The following is a 16351-nucleotide window of genomic DNA, read 5'->3' as shown; positions in this document are numbered from 1 at the left end:
ATGAAGAAAATGTTACGTTTTATTCTGCTGTTGGTGGTGGTGCTGGGCATCGCCGCGGCGGCAGGCATGTGGAAAGTACGCCAGCTGGCGGACAGCAAGCTGCTGATTAAAGAAGAGACCATCTTCACCCTGGAGCCCGGTACCGGCCGTCTGGCGCTGGGCCAGGATCTTTATCGCGAGAAGGTGATCAACCGCCCGCGCGTTTTCCAGTGGCTGCTGCGGGTGGAACCTGAGCTGTCTCACTTCAAAGCCGGGACCTATCGCTTCACGCCGCAGATGACGGTGCGCGAGATGCTGCAGCTGCTGGCCAGCGGTAAAGAGGCGCAGTTTCCGCTGCGCTTTGTCGAAGGTATGCGCGTTAGCGACTACCTGCGCCAGCTGCGCGATGCCCCGTACGTGAAGCACACTCTCGATGATGATAGCTATGCGACGGTGGCTAAGGCGTTAGGTCTTGAGCATGCCGACTGGGTGGAGGGCTGGTTCTGGCCGGATACCTGGATGTACACCGCCAATACCAGCGATATCGCCATCCTCAAGCGCGCGCATCAGAAAATGGTCGCCGAAGTGGCGAAGATCTGGGAAGGACGGATGGACAATCTGCCCTATGCCGATCAGAACCAGCTGTTGACCATGGCCTCGATTATTGAGAAAGAGACCGCGGTGGCGGAAGAGCGCGACCGCGTCGCGTCGGTATTTATCAATCGCCTGCGCATCGGTATGCGCTTACAGACCGATCCGACCGTGATTTACGGGATGGGCGAGGGGTATACTGGTAAGTTAACGCGTAAGGATCTCGAGACGCCGACCGCATACAATACCTATACCATCAGCGGCCTGCCGCCTGGTCCTATCGCAGTGCCGGGCGAGGCGTCGCTGAAGGCGGCCGCCCATCCGGCGAAAACGTCATACCTCTATTTTGTCGCCGACGGGAAAGGGGGCCATACGTTTACCACAAACCTGGTCAGTCATAACCGTGCGGTGCAGGACTATCTGAAAGTACTTAAGGAAAAAAATGCGCAGTAACTATATCGTCATCGAGGGGCTGGAGGGCGCCGGGAAGACCACCGCACGTCAGCTGGTGGTGGAGACGCTGCAGTCGGCAGGTATTCACGATATGGTGTTTACCCGCGAGCCGGGGGGCACTGTCCTTGCCGAAAAACTGCGTAGCCTGGTGCTGGATATCCAGTCCACGGGTGATGAGGTCATTAATGATAAAGCGGAAGTGCTGATGTTTTACGCGGCGCGCGTCCAGCTGGTGGAGACCGTGATTAAGCCCGCGCTGGCCCGCGGCCAGTGGGTGATCGGCGATCGTCACGATCTGTCGACTCAGGCTTATCAGGGCGGCGGCCGGGGAATCGACCGTACGATGCTGGCGACGCTGCGCGACGCGGTACTCGGCAATTTCCGCCCCAATCTGACGCTGTACCTCGACGTCACGCCGGAAGTGGGGCTGCAGCGCGCCCGGGCCCGCGGAGAGCTTGATCGCATTGAGCAGGAGTCCATGAACTTCTTCAATCGCACCCGCGCGCGCTACCTTGAGCTGGCCGCTGCAGACCCGTCGATCCGCACGGTTGACGCGACCCAGCCGCTCGACGCCGTCGCTCGCGACATTCGCGCCACGATCGCCCAGTGGATGGCGGAGCAACCGGCATGAAATGGTATCCGTGGCTGCGCCCGTCGTTCGAGCAACTGGTCGGAAGCTATCAGGCCGGACGAGGCCACCACGCCTTGCTGTTACAGTCTCTGAGCGGGATGGGCGGTGAGGCGTTGATTTACGCGCTGTGCCGCTTCCTGATGTGCCGCCAGCCCGAAGGACATAAAAGCTGCGGCCGCTGCCATAGTTGCCAGCTGATGCAGGCCGGCACACATCCCGATTACTATCCGCTGATCCCCGAAAAGGGCAAGAGTGCGCTGGGCATTGATGCGGTGCGCGATGTCAATGAAAAGCTCTATGAGCGCGCGCGCCTCGGTGGGGCGAAAGTGGTGTGGATTAGCGATGCCGCTTTGCTGACCGATGCCGCCGCCAACGCGTTGCTGAAAACGCTGGAGGAGCCGCCGGAGAATACCTGGTTCTTCCTCGCCTGCCAGGAGCCGGCGCGTCTGCTGACGACTCTGCGCAGCCGTTGTCGCCTGCACCACCTGGCGCCGCCGTCGGAGTCTTATGCCCTGGCCTGGCTGGAGCGAGAGGTGAACCTGCCGCAGGAGTCACTGTTGACCGCGTTGCGTCTGTGCGCCAGCGCGCCGGCCGCGGCGCTCGAACTATTACAGGAACCGCAGTGGACGGCGCGGCAGCAGCTGTGTCAGGCGCTGGCGGCCACCCTGGCGAGTGGTGACTGGCTGGCGTTGCTGCCGATACTCAATCATGAACAGGCGGCGGTTCGCCTGCACTGGCTGGCATCGCTGCTGGTCGATGCGCAAAAACGACAGCAGGGGATTGCCCTGGTGAGTAACCCGGACGTCTGGCCGCTGCTGGAGCAGCTGGCGCACAGCCTGCCCGCCGCCCGGCTGCAGGCGATCGCCCATGACGTCTGTACCTGCCGTGAGCAATTGCTGAACGTCGTCGGCGTCAACCGCGAACTGCTGCTCACCGAGCGCCTGCTGCGCTGGGAACATTACCTGCAACCCGGGACGGTTTTACCCGTATCCCACCTCTGAGTGAGACATTATGTTTTTAGTCGACTCCCACTGCCATCTTGATGGTCTGGATTATCAAACTCTGCACAAAAACGTCGACGACGTGCTGGCAAAAGCGGCCGCGCGCGATGTGAAATTCTGCCTGGCGGTCGCCACGACCTTGCCCGGCTACCGCAGTATGCGTGAGCTGGTGGGGACGCGTGACAACGTCGTCTTCTCCTGCGGCGTGCATCCGTTAAACCAGGACGAAGCCTACGAGGTGGAGACCCTGCGCACGCTGGCGGCGGAAGAGGGCGTTGTGGCGATGGGGGAGACCGGTCTGGATTATTTTTATACCCCGGAAACCAAAGCCCAGCAGCAAACCTCGTTTCGCGACCACATACGCATTGGCCGCGAGCTGAATAAGCCGGTGATCGTCCACACCCGTGACGCGCGCGCCGATACCCTGGCCATTTTACGCGAAGAAAAGGTGACGGATTGCGGTGGCGTACTACACTGTTTCACTGAGGACAGGGAGACAGCGGGTAAATTGCTCGACATGGGGTTCTATATCTCGTTTTCCGGTATCGTCACTTTTCGTAACGCCGAGCAGCTGCGCGATGCGGCGCGCTATGTTCCGCTGGATCGCCTGCTGGTGGAGACCGATTCGCCGTACCTGGCGCCAGTCCCCCATCGCGGCAAAGAGAACCAGCCGGCGCTGGTCCGTGACGTTGCGGAATACATGGCGGTACTGAAAGGCGTGTCGCTGGAGCAACTGGCCCAGCAGACCACCGATAATTTTGCCACTCTGTTCCATATTGACCCCGCCCGCTTACAACCTGCTTGATCTGCTTATTATTTTAAGGCTCGTAATTAATAACCAAAGCGAGTAAAGTTCACCGCCACAAAAGTGGCGGTGAAGGTTTTTTGGCAACATCTGGATACAACTTATGTAAGCTGATGTAAATTTTTACCGGAAGGCTGATTGAAACGTGATAGCCGTCAAACAATCATCCCGTTAATTATTTTACTCTGTGTAATAAATAAAGGGCGCTTAGATGTCCTGTCCACGGCACGGTTCTCCCCCCGGGCCAATGCGTGAAAACGTAAAAAAGTACCAAATACTCAGGAGCACTCTCAATTATGTTTAAGAATGCATTTGCTAACCTGCAGAAGGTCGGTAAATCGCTGATGCTGCCGGTATCCGTACTGCCTATCGCAGGTATCCTGCTGGGCGTCGGTTCCGCAAACTTCAGCTGGCTGCCAGCCGTGGTCTCCCACGTTATGGCAGAAGCAGGCGGTTCAGTTTTCGCCAACATGCCGCTGATCTTCGCTATCGGTGTGGCCCTCGGCTTCACCAATAACGACGGTGTATCCGCACTGGCTGCAGTCGTGGCTTACGGCATCATGGTGAAAACCATGGCGGTGGTTGCACCGCTGGTGCTGCATTTACCTGCTGAAGAGATTGCGGCAAAACACCTGGCTGATACCGGCGTGCTTGGCGGTATTATCTCCGGTGCTATCGCCGCGTACATGTTCAACCGCTTCTATCGTATCAAGCTGCCAGAATACCTGGGCTTCTTTGCGGGCAAGCGCTTTGTACCGATTATCTCTGGTCTGGCCGCTATCTTCACCGGCGTGATCCTCTCCTTCATTTGGCCGCCGATCGGTTCCGCGATCCAGACCTTCTCCCAGTGGGCTGCTTATCAGAACCCGGTGGTAGCGTTTGGTATCTACGGTTTCATCGAGCGTTGCCTGGTGCCGTTTGGTCTGCACCACATCTGGAACGTTCCTTTCCAGATGCAGATCGGCGAATACACCAACGCGGCTGGTCAGGTGTTCCACGGCGATATCCCGCGCTACATGGCAGGCGACCCGACCGCGGGCAAACTGTCTGGCGGCTTCCTGTTCAAAATGTACGGTCTGCCGGCAGCGGCAATCGCGATTTGGCACTCTGCTAAACCGGAAAACCGCGCCAAAGTGGGCGGTATCATGATCTCCGCCGCGCTGACCTCGTTCCTGACCGGTATCACCGAGCCGATCGAGTTCTCCTTCATGTTCGTGGCGCCGATCCTGTACGTTATCCATGCCATTCTGGCGGGTCTGGCGTTCCCGATCTGTATCCTGCTGGGTATGCGTGACGGTACCTCGTTCTCTCACGGCCTGATCGACTTTATCGTCCTGTCCGGTAACAGCAGCAAGCTGTGGCTGTTCCCGATTGTCGGTATCTGCTATGCGATCGTGTACTACGTCATTTTCCGCGTGCTGATTAAAGCCCTGGATCTGAAAACACCGGGTCGTGAAGATACCACCGAAGAGAGCAAAGCTGGCGCAACCAGCGAGATGGCTCCGGCTCTGATCGCCGCTTTCGGCGGTAAAGAGAACATCACCAACCTCGACGCATGTATTACTCGTCTGCGTGTTAGCGTGGCGGATGTAGCGAAAGTTGACCAGGCTGGCCTGAAAAAACTGGGCGCCGCTGGCGTGGTAGTGGCAGGTTCTGGCGTACAGGCCATCTTCGGTACCAAGTCCGATAACCTGAAAACTGAAATGGATGAGTACATCCGTAACAGTTAAGACGTAGTATCGGGGAGACTAAGGCAGCCTATTGGCTGCCTTTTTTACGTTACGAGGTGAGGTTTTCTGAGGCGATAACCCTGAAGAGTATCCGGCAAATGCTTAATCCCTCAGCAGCTAAGTCTATAGTTGAATAAGAAAAACTGCTTTCAGGTTGAAAGAGAGGGAGGATGTCGCTCATACTCTTATCTGAACCTGTGCGTCCGCGTTTATCTGCAGAAGCAGGCCAGCGTATGGGATAAAACTAATAAGGAATCAGTCATGGCAGAAGAAACGATTTTCAGCAAAATCATTCGCCGGGAGATCCCGTCGGATATTGTCTATCAGGATGAGCTTGTGACCGCTTTTCGCGACATCTCCCCGCAGGCACCCACCCACATTCTGATTGTCCCGAATGTTCTGATTCCTACCGTGAATGACGTCACCACCGAACATGAGCTGGCGCTGGGCCGGATGATGACCGTCGCGGCGAAGATCGCCCGCGATGAAGGTCTTGCCGACGATGGCTACCGTTTGATCGTTAATTGCAACCGCCACGGCGGCCAGGAAGTTTACCATATCCACATGCATCTGCTGGGCGGTCGTCCGCTGGGCCCGATGCTGGCGCATAAAGGCTAACGCCATGCTCAGGACCCTTTTGGGCGCTTGCCTGGCGGCGGGACTGCTGGCCGGGTGTAGTTCACATCCGGAGATCCCGGTTTCTGACCAGCAGGCGCTGGTGATGGAGTCGAGCGTGCTGGCGGCCGGGATCAGCGCCAGCGAGCCTGCCGTGGTGGCGACGGAGATTCAGGCTACCGCCTCCTCAACGCTGTATAACGAGCGCCAGCAGCCGGTCACCGTGCACTATCGTTTTTTCTGGTATGACGCCCGAGGGCTGGAGATGCATCCGCTGGAAGCGCCGCGCACCATCGTGGTTCCGGCACGCTCTTCGGTGACATTGTATGGTAGCGCCAATATCCTGGGGGCGCATAAGGCCCGCCTTTATCTTTATCTGTAAGGGGTAATTATAATGATGAAAATGTGTCGCTATGCGTTAATCACAGCACTGGCGATATTCCTCGCAGGCTGTGCGGGGTTACGTGAGCAGCCTGCGCCGGTCGAAGAGGCCAAACCGCAGCCGCAGCAGCCTGCGCAGCCGCAGCCCACGGTGCCGACGGTACCGGCGGTTCCTGCCGTACCGTCGCAGCCGGGGCCCATTGAGCATCAGGATCAGCAGTCTGGTCAGCCGGCGCCGCGCGTGCGTCATTATGACTGGAACGGCGCGGTCCAGCCGCTGGTGGGGCAGATGCTGCAGGCCAGCGGCGTCAATGCGGGCAGTATTCTGCTGGTTGACAGCGTGAACAACCGCACCAATGGTACGCTGAATGCGGGAGAAGCCACTACCGCGCTGCGTAATGCGCTGGCCGGCAACGGCAAGTTTACGCTGGTCTCGGCGCAGCAGCTGGGGGTCGCCAAACAGCAGCTGGGCCTGTCGCCGCAGGACAGCCTCGGCAGCCGCAGCAAAGCCATGGGTATCGCCCGCAACGTGGGCGCGCAGTATGTGCTTTACTCCAATGCCACCGGCAACGTCAACGCGCCTGAACTGAAGATGCAGTTGATGCTGGTGCAAACCGGCGAGATTATCTGGTCAGGTAAAGGTGCTGTTCAGCAACAATAAGCTGACGCGCGATGAGCTCTTGTCGCGCTTCTTCCCCCGCTATCATCCTGTCGCCTCGCTGAGCCAGAATGGCCTCAGCGGCGGCAGTGTTATTATCAGCGACGGCGACCAGCGGCACGTGCTACGTCAGCCGCACGACCCATCAGCCGCTTCCTGTTATTTCCGCCGTCAGTATCGCGCGCTCCGCCAACTGCCTGCCAGGCTGGCGCCAGCCCCGCTGTTTTACTCACCCTGCTGGATGGTGGTGGAATATTGCGCAGGGGAGGTGAAAAGCGAGTTACCGGCCTGCCCTATGCTGTCAGACTTATTGTATGACGTGCATCAGCAACCGCGATTCGGCTGGCGTGTTACCCTCGCACCGCTGCTGGCCCAGTACTGGCAGACGTGCGATCCGGCACGGCGCACGCCGCGCTGGCTGCGCTGGCATCAGCGGCTGCGCCGCCGGGGCGAGCCCCGTCCTCTGCGGCTGGCGCCGCTGCATATGGACGTCCATGCCGGCAATATTATCCACAGCGAGTCCGGCCTGAGGCTGATCGACTGGGAATATGCCGGCGATGGCGATATCGCGCTGGAGCTGGCCGCGGTGTGGATTTCCCCTCACCAGCGCCGCCAGCTGGTGGCGGCGTATGCCCGGCGGGCGGCCATCGACGCGCAGCAGCTTTGGCGGCAGGTTGTACTTTGGCGCCCGTGGGTATTGCTGCTGATGGCGGGATGGTATGAAATGCGCTGGCAGCAGAGCGGCGATCGGCAATTTATCACGCTGGCAGATGAAATATGGTGTCAGTTAGACAACGAACGTAAAGGATAAGAGAGGTCAGTGTGGGCCCAGTCATGTTGGATGTCGAAGGGTATGAACTGGATGCGGAAGAGCGAGAGATTCTGGCGCATCCGCTGGTGGGAGGGTTGATCCTCTTTACCCGTAATTATCACGATCCGGCGCAGCTGCGGGAGCTGGTGCGCCAGATCCGCGATGCCTCCCGGAACCATCTGGTGGTGGCGGTCGATCAGGAAGGGGGACGCGTTCAGCGTTTCCGCGAAGGCTTTACCCGTTTACCGGCGGCCCAGTCTTTCGCCGCGCTGCTGGGGATGGAAGAGGGGGGCAAACTGGCCGCCGAAGCCGGCTGGCTGATGGCCAGCGAAATGATCGCCATGGATATCGATATCAGCTTTGCGCCGGTGCTGGACGTGGGCCATATCAGTGCCGCGATCGGCGAACGTTCTTATCATGAAGATCCGCAGAAAGCGCTGGCGATAGCGCGTCATTTTATTGACGGGATGCACGCCGCGGGCATGAAAACCACCGGCAAACACTTTCCGGGACACGGAGCGGTGACCGCCGATTCGCACAAAGAGACCCCGTTCGATCCGCGTCCGGCATCGGTGATTCGCGACCACGATATGGCGGTATTCAAAAGCCTCATCGCCGAACAGCGTCTGGATGCCATCATGCCCGCGCATGTGATTTACCCGGAGCTCGACCCGCGCCCGGCCAGCGGCTCAGCGTACTGGTTAAAAACGGTGCTGCGCGGTGAGCTGGGCTTCGACGGGGTGATTTTCTCCGACGATCTGTCGATGGAAGGGGCGGCGATCATGGGCAGCTATGCCGAACGCGGTCAGGCGTCGCTGGACGCCGGTTGCGATATGATACTGGTCTGCAATAATCGTAAGGGCGCGGTCAGTGTGCTGGATAACCTGTCGCCGATCAAAGCAGAGCGTGTTACGAAATTGTATCATAAAGGTTCCTTTTCCCGTCAGGAGTTAAGGGATTCAGCCCGTTGGAAAACGGTGAGTGCCCAGCTGGAGCAGCTTCATGCGCGCTGGCAAGAGGCGAAGTCCGCGTAACGCTCTGCGGGGCGTTGTTGTCTGGTGAGGATGCGATGATTATCTATTTACACGGTTTTGACTCGAACAGCCCCGGTAACCATGAGAAGGTGATGCAGCTGCAGTTTATCGACCCGGACGTGCGGTTGATTAGCTACAGCACGCGCCACCCCAAGCACGACATGCAGCATCTGCTGAAAGAGGTCGATAAAATGCTGCAGCTTACCGCCGATGACCGGCCGCTGATCTGCGGCGTCGGCCTTGGCGGCTACTGGGCGGAGCGGATTGGTTTTCTGTGCGATATCCGCCAGGCGGTGTTCAATCCAAACCTGTTTCCGCATGAAAACATGGAAGGCAAAATCGACCGCCCGGAAGAGTATGCTGACATCGCCACCAAGTGTGTGACCAACTTCCGTGAGAAGAATCGCGATCGCTGCCTGGTGGTGCTCTCCCGGCAGGACGAAGCGCTGGACAGCCAGCGTTCCGCCGATCTCCTGCACCACTATTATGAAATTATCTGGGATGAAGAGCAGACCCATAAATTTAAAAACATCTCGCCGCACCTGCAGCGGCTGAAAGCGTTTAAAACCCTCGGTTAAGCCTTTTCCCCTGTCGCCAAACCCGCGCCGTGTTCACCGCGCGGGTTTTTTTATGCCTACACTTATTGGTTTCGCTGAAAAAATACGCGACAAAACTTGATGCATATCAATTTTGGTATGACCAATGCACCGTTCATGGTATTCTCGACGGTGCTGAATGGTTTCATTGACGTAACTTGTTGTTAAATAAAGGCTATTATCATAACTTTTATTTAACAATTGGTTAATAATTTTAGGGGTACACATGACTACGCCATTGAAAAAAATCGTAATTGTGGGTGGCGGCGCTGGCGGACTGGAACTGGCAACTCAGCTGGGGAAAAAGTTAGGGCGCCATAAAAAAGCGAAAATCACCCTGGTGGACCGTAACCACAGCCATCTGTGGAAGCCGCTGCTGCATGAAGTGGCCACCGGTTCTCTGGATGAAGGTGTCGATGCGCTGAGCTATCTGGCCCATGCCCGCAACCACGGTTTCCAGTTCCAGCTGGGTTCGGTGGTGGATATCAACCGCGAAGGGAAGACCATCACCCTCGGCGAGCTGCGTAATGAAAAAGGCGAGCTGCTGGTGGCTGAGCGTAAACTGCCGTACGACACGCTGGTGATGGCGTTGGGCAGTACCTCGAATGACTTCAACACCCCTGGCGTGAAAGAGAACTGCATTTTCCTCGACAACCCGCATCAGGCGCGTCGTTTCCATCAGGAAATGCTCAACCTGTTCCTCAAATACTCCGCCAACCTGGGCGCCAACGGTAAAGTGAACATCGCCATTGTCGGCGGCGGCGCCACCGGCGTGGAACTCTCCGCTGAACTGCATAATGCGGTGAAACAGCTGCACAGCTACGGCTACAAAGGGCTGACTAACGAAGCGCTGAACGTCACGCTGGTCGAGGCGGGCGAGCGTATTCTGCCCGCACTACCGCCGCGCATTTCCGGGGCGGCGCATAATGAGCTGACCAAGCTGGGCGTACGGGTGCTGACGCAGACCATGGTCACCAGCGCGGATGCAGGCGGTCTGCACACCAAAGATGGCGAATATATTGAAGCGGATCTGATGGTCTGGGCGGCCGGGATCAAAGCGCCAGATTTCATGAAAGAGATCGGCGGCCTCGAAACCAACCGTATCAATCAGCTGGTGGTCGAGCCGACGCTGCAGACCACCCGGGATGCGGATATTTTCGCCATCGGCGACTGCGCCTCCTGTGCGCGTCCGGAAGGCGGCTTTGTCCCTCCGCGGGCACAGGCGGCGCACCAGATGGCTACCTGCGCGCTGAACAACATCCTGGCGCAGATGAAAGGCAAGCCGTTGAAGGCGTACACCTATAAAGACCATGGCTCGCTGGTGTCGCTGTCCAATTACTCCACCGTCGGCAGCCTGATGGGTAACCTGATGCGCGGCTCGATGATGGTGGAAGGGCGTATTGCGCGCTTCGTGTACATCTCCCTGTACCGTATGCACCAGATCGCCCTGCACGGCTATTTCAAAACCGGCCTGATGATGCTGGTCGGGCGTATCAACCGCATCATTCGCCCGCGTCTTAAGCTGCACTAATACGCTGTCTTTACCCGGAGCCGCCCTGACGGCGCTCCGGGCTCTTCTGCTGAAACCGCGGCGATCCCGCTCGGAATCCTCTGAATCCCCTTGATTTGCTGCGAATTCTCGCACTTTTCATCCGCTATCTGATTTGCGCCCTCCCGGCTCCGGTTGCAAAATTGTATCAACAGCAACAAAGGAGGATCTCCCGTGAATAAATCTATGTTGGCGGGTATAGGGATAGGCGTGGCTGCCGCGCTGGGCGTTGCAGCTGTCGCTGGTCTCAACGTGTTAGATCGCGGCCCGCAGTATGCGCAAGTGGTCTCCAGTACACCGATTAAAGAAACCGTGAAAACGCCGCGTCAGGAATGCCGCAATGTCACGGTGACCCATCGTCGTCCGGTCCAGGATGAAAACCGTATCGCCGGTTCGGTACTCGGCGCGGTGGCCGGTGGGGTGATTGGCCACCAGTTTGGCGGCGGTCGCGGACGTAGTGTAGCGACGGTGGTAGGTGCGCTGGGCGGCGGCTATGCCGGCAACCAGCTCCAGGGGGCGATGCAGGACAACGATACCTACACTACCACCCAGCAGCGTTGTAAAACGGTGTATGACAAATCCGATAAAATGCTGGGCTACGATGTGACCTATAAAATAGGCGATCAGCAGGGGAAAATCCGTATGGATCACAATCCTGGCAGCCAGATCCCGCTGGACAACAACGGCCAGCTGGTCCTGAACAACAAAATCTAAAAACAGATTTATGTATTGATTAGCCCCTCAATCGCTCAGGCTGAGGGGCTTTTTTTATCAGAAGGTTAACGCGTAATTCAGACCGAAGGTACGGCCACGGCCTTTATATTCGTACAGCGATGAACTGCCGTAGGTCGGGCTGTAGAGCAGCGGCGCCCGCTGGCCCCAGATGGTGACATAGTCTTCGTTAAGCAGGTTTTCGATACTGAAGGTCAGTTTCCCCACCGGCAGCGCGTAACTGCCAATAAAATCAACGGTGTTATAGCCTTCCAGCTTGTTACCGGCGGCGTCGCTGAGGTCAAACACCTGCTGGCTCTGCACGCGCAGGCTCCACGGATCCGGCGCCCAACCCACCCAGGCGGTGGCTTTGGACGGTGAGGCGAGGGTGACATCCCATTTTTGCCAGCGGCCGTCGGTCTGCACCTGTGATTTCAGCACGTTGAAGTTACCGCCGACGCTCCAGTCGCTGTCCGGAATAAAGTAATCGACCGCTCCCTCAACGCCGTAAATACGCCGTTTGTCGGACTGAACGTCGATGGTCATGTCGGTGCGGTTGACGACGATGGTCTTATCCGAAGTCGAGTAATACGCCGCCAGCTGGGTGCGCAGGTTATCGCCGGTGTAGCGCCAGCCCAGCTCATACGAGTTAACTTTGATCCCCTGCAGCGGCGAGTCATCGACGTTGACGCTGGAGATCAGCGGCAGATGGCCATTGACCGCCGCGCCGTATTTACCGATGCCGTAGTATTTACCGGGGTCCGGCAGCTCGACGCCCTGCGAGAAGTTAAACCAGGTCTGCTGACGCTCGGTCAGATGCGCCACGATCCCGGCGTTAAACAGGAAGTTATCGTAATCGGTTTTGCCGCCTTTGATGGCGTCGGCGGAGCGCGCTTTGCCGTTGGCGATATCCTGTTGCTGGGCGTAGCCGACAAAGTCGTCAACCCGATTTTCGGTCCACTGGTAGCGAACCCCGCCGCTGAGGGTAAAGATCTCGTTCAGATCGTAGCTGGACTGCAGGAACGGCGCGACGTTGGAGATGCTGTATCCCGGATAGCGGCCGGTGGTGTAGATCGATTCGTTGTGCAGCCCGCCCGACGCCAGCGATTGCTGCAGATCGAAGAACATCTGGTTGGCATTGAAGGTCTCATGATCGGCGTCGAGACCCCAGGTGAGGTCCCATCCCGCCAGCGGCTGGCTGTTAAGGGTCAGCTTTGCCCCATACTGATCGGTATCCTGCTGCGACGAGGAGAAGCTACTGACCTGGCCTTTCGTGAGCGTCGGGAACGGATAGAAGGTGAGGGACTCATCGCGATAGTATACCTGGCTCACCAGATTCTGGCCGAAGAAGTCGGCATCGGAGTACTGGAGGCTGATTAAGTGCCGCTCTGTACCGGGGATGCGATCGGAATTGAGCCCGTCGGTGGTGTACGCTTTGCCGCCGCTGGTGACAGCGGACATGTTCTTCCCGAGCCACAGGCCGTAGTCATCATCGCCCTGGCTTTTATAATACTGGGTGACAAGCTGCAGCTGGCGGTTGTCATCGATCTCAATCGTCCCCGTCCCCATCACGTCGAGGCGGTCAGAGTGCTGGAGCCCCGTTTGCGTGTTATCGAGGATCAGCGCATCGTTATTGCCATCGTACCAGCCGCCGAAACGCTGATAGGCTACCGATAAGCGCCCGGATGCATGGTCTGTCCCGCCGCTGACGGCCGCCGCGATGCGCTCATCGTGATCGTTACTGTTCGCAAACCCGCTCTTGCTGCCCACCTCGAGATCGACCTGGCGATCCTGCTGCCCTTTCTTGGTGACGATGTTGATAAGCCCGCCGGTACTGCCTCCGCCGTACAGCGAGGTCGCCCCGGAGATCACTTCGATATGTTCGATGTTAAAGGGGTCGATGGCGTCGAGCTGGCGACTGTCGGTGCGTGAGGAATTGAGCCGGACGCCGTCGATCAGCACGACGATGGCGCGCCCGCGCATGTTCATCCCGTAATTGGTGCGCCCCTGGCTGCTGACATCGATGCCCGGGATCAGCTGCGCCAGCACGTCTTTGAACTCTTTCCCGCCCTGGACCTGCTGCTCAATCTCCTGGCCCTCAATGACCCAGGTGGTTTGGGCCATTTCGGCCACGGTGCGATGGGTGCGGTTTGCACTAACGATGATGCTGTCTTCATCAGACTGAGCCGCCAGCGCAGGCAGCGAGCTGACCAGCAGCAGGGGGTGGAGCACCCAGAGGCGCTTTTTCATATCCATTCCTTTTATGAGCAAGTTGCTTTGTCGTTGTTATAGGCCGACGCCGGGTCGGCATTAGTTACAATGCGAAACATCTGGAAAAACTCAAAAAAGGATTTTGCACATAATGAATATCGCAATCAATATCATTTGCGTTTATCTTGCACGAGAAAAGGTAATAAAAATCAATCTATTTTGTGGGGATAAAGCCAACAGGAGAGTGGATCCGGCGGCAGAATACCGCCGGAGGCAGGGCACATCAGGACTCGAGGATCTGCGGCCAGAGACGGAGAGTGGTGTCGGTGATTTGCATCAGCTTGTCGAAATCCGCGCCTTCCCGCGCGCTAATCGACATCCCCTGCAGGACACAGTTGAGAAACTGCGCCAGCGGCGCGACGTCGCGGCCCGCGGGGAGTTCGCCCTGCGCTTGCCGCTGCTGCAGAAACTGAGTGAGCGCCTGCTCCTGCATCGCATGGCGGGATTTGATGGTATTGGCGATATCCGTCGAGGAGGCGGCCAGCGCGGCGGAGGTATTGATAATAAAGCAGCCGGCCGGCGTCTCTTTGCTGGTAAAGCAGGTGGCGACCGCCGTGAAGTAGTCGCGCAACGCCTGATCGACGGATTTCCCTTCGGCCAACAGCACGGCTTCGTGCTTCGCGGCAAAGCGCGAAATGTAACGATCCAACACTGCGCGGAACAGGCCTTCTTTATTCACAAATTCCGCATACAGGGTGGGGGCTTTTGCTCCTGTCGCCTCGACCAGATCGGCGAGCGAGGTCGCCTCATAGCCGTGCTGCCAGAAGAGTGTCATGGCTTTGTCCAGCGCCGCATCCCTGTCGAACACCTTCGGTCGGCCACGGCTTTTTTTGGCGCAACTTTGAACGTCAGTTGTCATGGTGCCGTTGTACCTATGTTGGTTTGGTGAAAAGCCATTATAAAAATAAACGATCGCCGGGGCCAGCGCTGTTGGTTTAAAAATAAATAAATCATATGCGTATGAAATTTAAGCATTTTATAAATAGTTAAACGATCGTTATAAAAATGCGTTGACGTGTGATGTAGATCACATTAATATTTACCTATCGATCGTTAAGTTAATACTTACGACCCTACTAAAAAATTCATCTGCACAGGTATAATAATCATGAAAACCGTTAATACTCTGGCTATTGCCGCCGTTCTTAGCTCACTCTCTTTCGCCAGCTTTGCCGCTGTTGAGGTGCAGTCCACCCCAGCGGGTCAGCATAAAGTAGGCACCATCTCTGCTTCTGCCGGGACTAACCTGGGCTCGCTGGAAGATCAGCTGGCGCAGAAAGCGGATGAGATGGGCGCCACCTCATTCCGTATTACTTCGGTAACCGGTCCGAATACCCTTCACGGCACCGCTGTTATCTACAAGTAAGCCCGATGCGTCGTTGCCCGGCCCCCTTCACCGGACAGCGATGAGTAAGACCCTGTTGTACCCCTGTTTGACCCTTGCCAACAAAAAACCCGCCATCAGGCGGGTTTTTTGTTTTGTGCAGCGTAAGACTACAACGACTGCGGTCCAGGGGCAGCATGACGCGTGACGTCAATGGGCATGCCCGAGCGGTAATTCATCGCGCGCTCCATCACCGTCCCGTCGGTTTGCGGCGCCTGTTTGAACTCCGTCATGGTCGCGTTAAGCGTAATGGGCAAGGTCTGCGGGTCGTCATCGATATGCTCAGACAGCGGCTGATGGACTTCAACCAGACGGCGGCCATCCGGCTCTACCGATACCTTGATCGGCGTGTTAATGATATTCACCTTAGTGCCTGGCGAAATGGCGTTGTACAGCGCCTTGATATCGCTGTCGCGCAGACGAATACAGCCGGAGCTGACGCGCATGCCGATGCCGAAATCGGCATTGGTGCCGTGCAGGAGATAGACTCCGCCATAGGCGGCGAGGCGGATGGCGTGATGGCCCATCGGGTTGTCAGGACCGGCTGGCACCACCGCCGGCAGCTCAATCCCCATTGCCTTATAGCGGGCGCGAATGTTAGCGGTGGGCGTCCAGGTCGGATTGGCCCGCTTGTCAGACACGGTCGTGACCATCGTCGGCGTGATGGTGGTTCCGCCCAGCTGGCCGATGCCGATCGGGTAGACGGTCACTTCATTCTTACCCGGCGGGTAATAGTAGAGGCGCAGTTCGGCAAGGTTAATCACCAGCCCTTCGCGCGGCGCATCGGGCAGCAGCGTCTGCAGGGGGATGGTCAGCACGCTGCCGGCGCGGGGAACATAGGGGTCAACCCCGGGATTGGCCTGCAGCAGGGCCAGAAAGCCGACATTGTACTTTTTGGCAATCGCCTCCAGCGAACCGCCGTTATCCTGCACCACGTGGAACGTATTCTGACCTACCAGCCGGCTGCCCGGCGGGGGAAGGGGCCAGGTGTTGGCGCGCGCGGGCAGAGCCAGCGCGGCGACCAGCGCGACCAGCGCCAGCCAGAGCGTAACGGGGAAACGGTTTCTCATTACCATAACTCCAAAATATATAAGTGGTTATTTTTATATGAAAAGCAGATGAGATTATGGCGTGAGTCTGTGTGGGGAAAT

The 16351-nt window shown here is 57.8% G+C and carries 19 protein-coding genes; 15 read left to right on the top strand and 4 right to left on the bottom strand.

Going from position 1 to position 16351, the window contains the following annotated elements:
- The 13 genes from yceG to DTA24_RS18315 all read left to right on the top strand — a co-directional run bounded on the left by yceG (nucleotide 1) and on the right by DTA24_RS18315 (nucleotide 11548).
- On the top strand, nucleotides 1–1023 hold the full coding sequence (yceG, locus tag DTA24_RS18380) for a cell division protein YceG (RefSeq protein ID WP_008805989.1): 1023 nt from the start codon (nucleotides 1–3) through the stop codon (nucleotides 1021–1023).
- Nucleotides 1013–1654 (top strand): dTMP kinase, encoded by a 642-nt coding sequence (gene tmk, locus DTA24_RS18375; RefSeq protein WP_023339888.1) that lies wholly within the window; start codon nucleotides 1013–1015, stop codon nucleotides 1652–1654. The genes yceG and tmk overlap by 11 nt, the downstream gene beginning before the upstream one ends.
- The gene (holB, locus tag DTA24_RS18370) at nucleotides 1651–2655 is read left to right on the top strand and encodes a DNA polymerase III subunit delta' (RefSeq protein ID WP_012968571.1); all 1005 of its coding nucleotides are present in this window, start codon (nucleotides 1651–1653) and stop codon (nucleotides 2653–2655) included. Before tmk ends, holB begins: the two co-directional genes overlap by 4 nt.
- 10 nt (nucleotides 2656–2665) lie before the next feature.
- Complete coding sequence (locus tag DTA24_RS18365; protein ID WP_008805992.1) at nucleotides 2666–3460, top strand: metal-dependent hydrolase; 795 nt, start codon at nucleotides 2666–2668, stop codon at nucleotides 3458–3460.
- 296 nt (nucleotides 3461–3756) lie between these two features.
- Nucleotides 3757–5190, top strand: coding sequence for a PTS glucose transporter subunit IIBC (gene ptsG, locus DTA24_RS18360; RefSeq protein WP_008805993.1), 1434 nt, complete (start codon nucleotides 3757–3759; stop codon nucleotides 5188–5190).
- Nucleotides 5191–5451: 261 nt separating this feature from the next.
- A complete protein-coding gene (hinT, locus tag DTA24_RS18350) occupies nucleotides 5452–5808 on the top strand; it encodes a purine nucleoside phosphoramidase (protein WP_004204571.1) in 357 nt (118 codons plus the stop codon).
- A 4-nt stretch (nucleotides 5809–5812) separates the two neighbouring features.
- Complete coding sequence (locus tag DTA24_RS18345; protein WP_023322316.1) at nucleotides 5813–6187, top strand: YcfL family protein; 375 nt, start codon at nucleotides 5813–5815, stop codon at nucleotides 6185–6187.
- A gap of 21 nt (nucleotides 6188–6208) precedes the next feature.
- Nucleotides 6209–6847, top strand: a complete 639-nt coding sequence (gene lpoB / locus DTA24_RS18340) for a penicillin-binding protein activator LpoB (protein WP_162493324.1) — start codon at nucleotides 6209–6211, stop codon at nucleotides 6845–6847.
- Nucleotides 6828–7655 (top strand): thiamine kinase, encoded by an 828-nt coding sequence (thiK, locus tag DTA24_RS18335; RefSeq protein WP_022065356.1) that lies wholly within the window; start codon nucleotides 6828–6830, stop codon nucleotides 7653–7655. Before lpoB ends, thiK begins: the two co-directional genes overlap by 20 nt.
- 23 nt (nucleotides 7656–7678) lie before the next feature.
- Nucleotides 7679–8689: a beta-N-acetylhexosaminidase gene (gene nagZ / locus DTA24_RS18330; RefSeq protein WP_155870606.1), complete on the top strand. Its 1011-nt coding sequence runs from the start codon at nucleotides 7679–7681 to the stop codon at nucleotides 8687–8689.
- Between the two features lie 35 nt (nucleotides 8690–8724).
- Nucleotides 8725–9267 (top strand): alpha/beta hydrolase YcfP, encoded by a 543-nt coding sequence (ycfP, locus tag DTA24_RS18325; RefSeq protein WP_002900775.1) that lies wholly within the window; start codon nucleotides 8725–8727, stop codon nucleotides 9265–9267.
- Between the two features lie 244 nt (nucleotides 9268–9511).
- Nucleotides 9512–10816: an NAD(P)/FAD-dependent oxidoreductase gene (locus tag DTA24_RS18320; protein ID WP_008805997.1), complete on the top strand. Its 1305-nt coding sequence runs from the start codon at nucleotides 9512–9514 to the stop codon at nucleotides 10814–10816.
- Nucleotides 10817–11008: 192 nt separating this feature from the next.
- Nucleotides 11009–11548, top strand: coding sequence for a glycine zipper 2TM domain-containing protein (locus DTA24_RS18315; protein ID WP_008805999.1), 540 nt, complete (start codon nucleotides 11009–11011; stop codon nucleotides 11546–11548).
- Nucleotides 11549–11605: 57 nt separating this feature from the next.
- Here DTA24_RS18315 and DTA24_RS18310 read toward each other — a convergent pair whose 3' ends face one another.
- Nucleotides 11606–13795, bottom strand: a complete 2190-nt coding sequence (locus DTA24_RS18310; protein ID WP_023297364.1) for a TonB-dependent siderophore receptor — start codon at nucleotides 13793–13795, stop codon at nucleotides 11606–11608.
- A 69-nt stretch (nucleotides 13796–13864) separates the two neighbouring features.
- Here DTA24_RS18310 and DTA24_RS28320 point away from each other — a divergent pair, with 69 nt between their 5' ends.
- Nucleotides 13865–13987, top strand: coding sequence for a hypothetical protein (locus DTA24_RS28320; protein ID WP_012542233.1), 123 nt, complete (start codon nucleotides 13865–13867; stop codon nucleotides 13985–13987).
- A gap of 52 nt (nucleotides 13988–14039) precedes the next feature.
- Here the strand turns inward: DTA24_RS28320 and DTA24_RS18305 are convergent, their stop codons facing one another.
- Nucleotides 14040–14675: a TetR/AcrR family transcriptional regulator gene (locus DTA24_RS18305; protein WP_008806001.1), complete on the bottom strand. Its 636-nt coding sequence runs from the start codon at nucleotides 14673–14675 to the stop codon at nucleotides 14040–14042.
- The gene (locus DTA24_RS28315; protein ID WP_046622381.1) at nucleotides 14672–14791 is read right to left on the bottom strand and encodes a hypothetical protein; all 120 of its coding nucleotides are present in this window, start codon (nucleotides 14789–14791) and stop codon (nucleotides 14672–14674) included. The genes DTA24_RS18305 and DTA24_RS28315 overlap by 4 nt, the downstream gene beginning before the upstream one ends.
- 133 nt (nucleotides 14792–14924) lie before the next feature.
- On the opposite strand from DTA24_RS28315, the gene bhsA reads away from it, so the two are divergent.
- Nucleotides 14925–15182 carry a multiple stress resistance protein BhsA gene (gene bhsA, locus DTA24_RS18300; protein ID WP_012542232.1) on the top strand — a complete coding sequence of 86 codons (258 nt, stop codon included), beginning with the start codon at nucleotides 14925–14927 and terminating at the stop codon, nucleotides 15180–15182.
- Nucleotides 15183–15310: 128 nt separating this feature from the next.
- Here the strand turns inward: bhsA and ldtC are convergent, their stop codons facing one another.
- On the bottom strand, nucleotides 15311–16270 hold the full coding sequence (gene ldtC, locus DTA24_RS18295) for a L,D-transpeptidase LdtC (protein WP_123837017.1): 960 nt from the start codon (nucleotides 16268–16270) through the stop codon (nucleotides 15311–15313).
- Nucleotides 16271–16351 lie beyond the last annotated feature (81 nt).

Source organism: Klebsiella sp. P1CD1, from assembly GCF_003790505.1.
GTDB classification, from domain to species: domain Bacteria; phylum Pseudomonadota; class Gammaproteobacteria; order Enterobacterales; family Enterobacteriaceae; genus Klebsiella; species Klebsiella variicola.
This window is presented reverse-complemented; position numbering and strand designations above follow the sequence as displayed.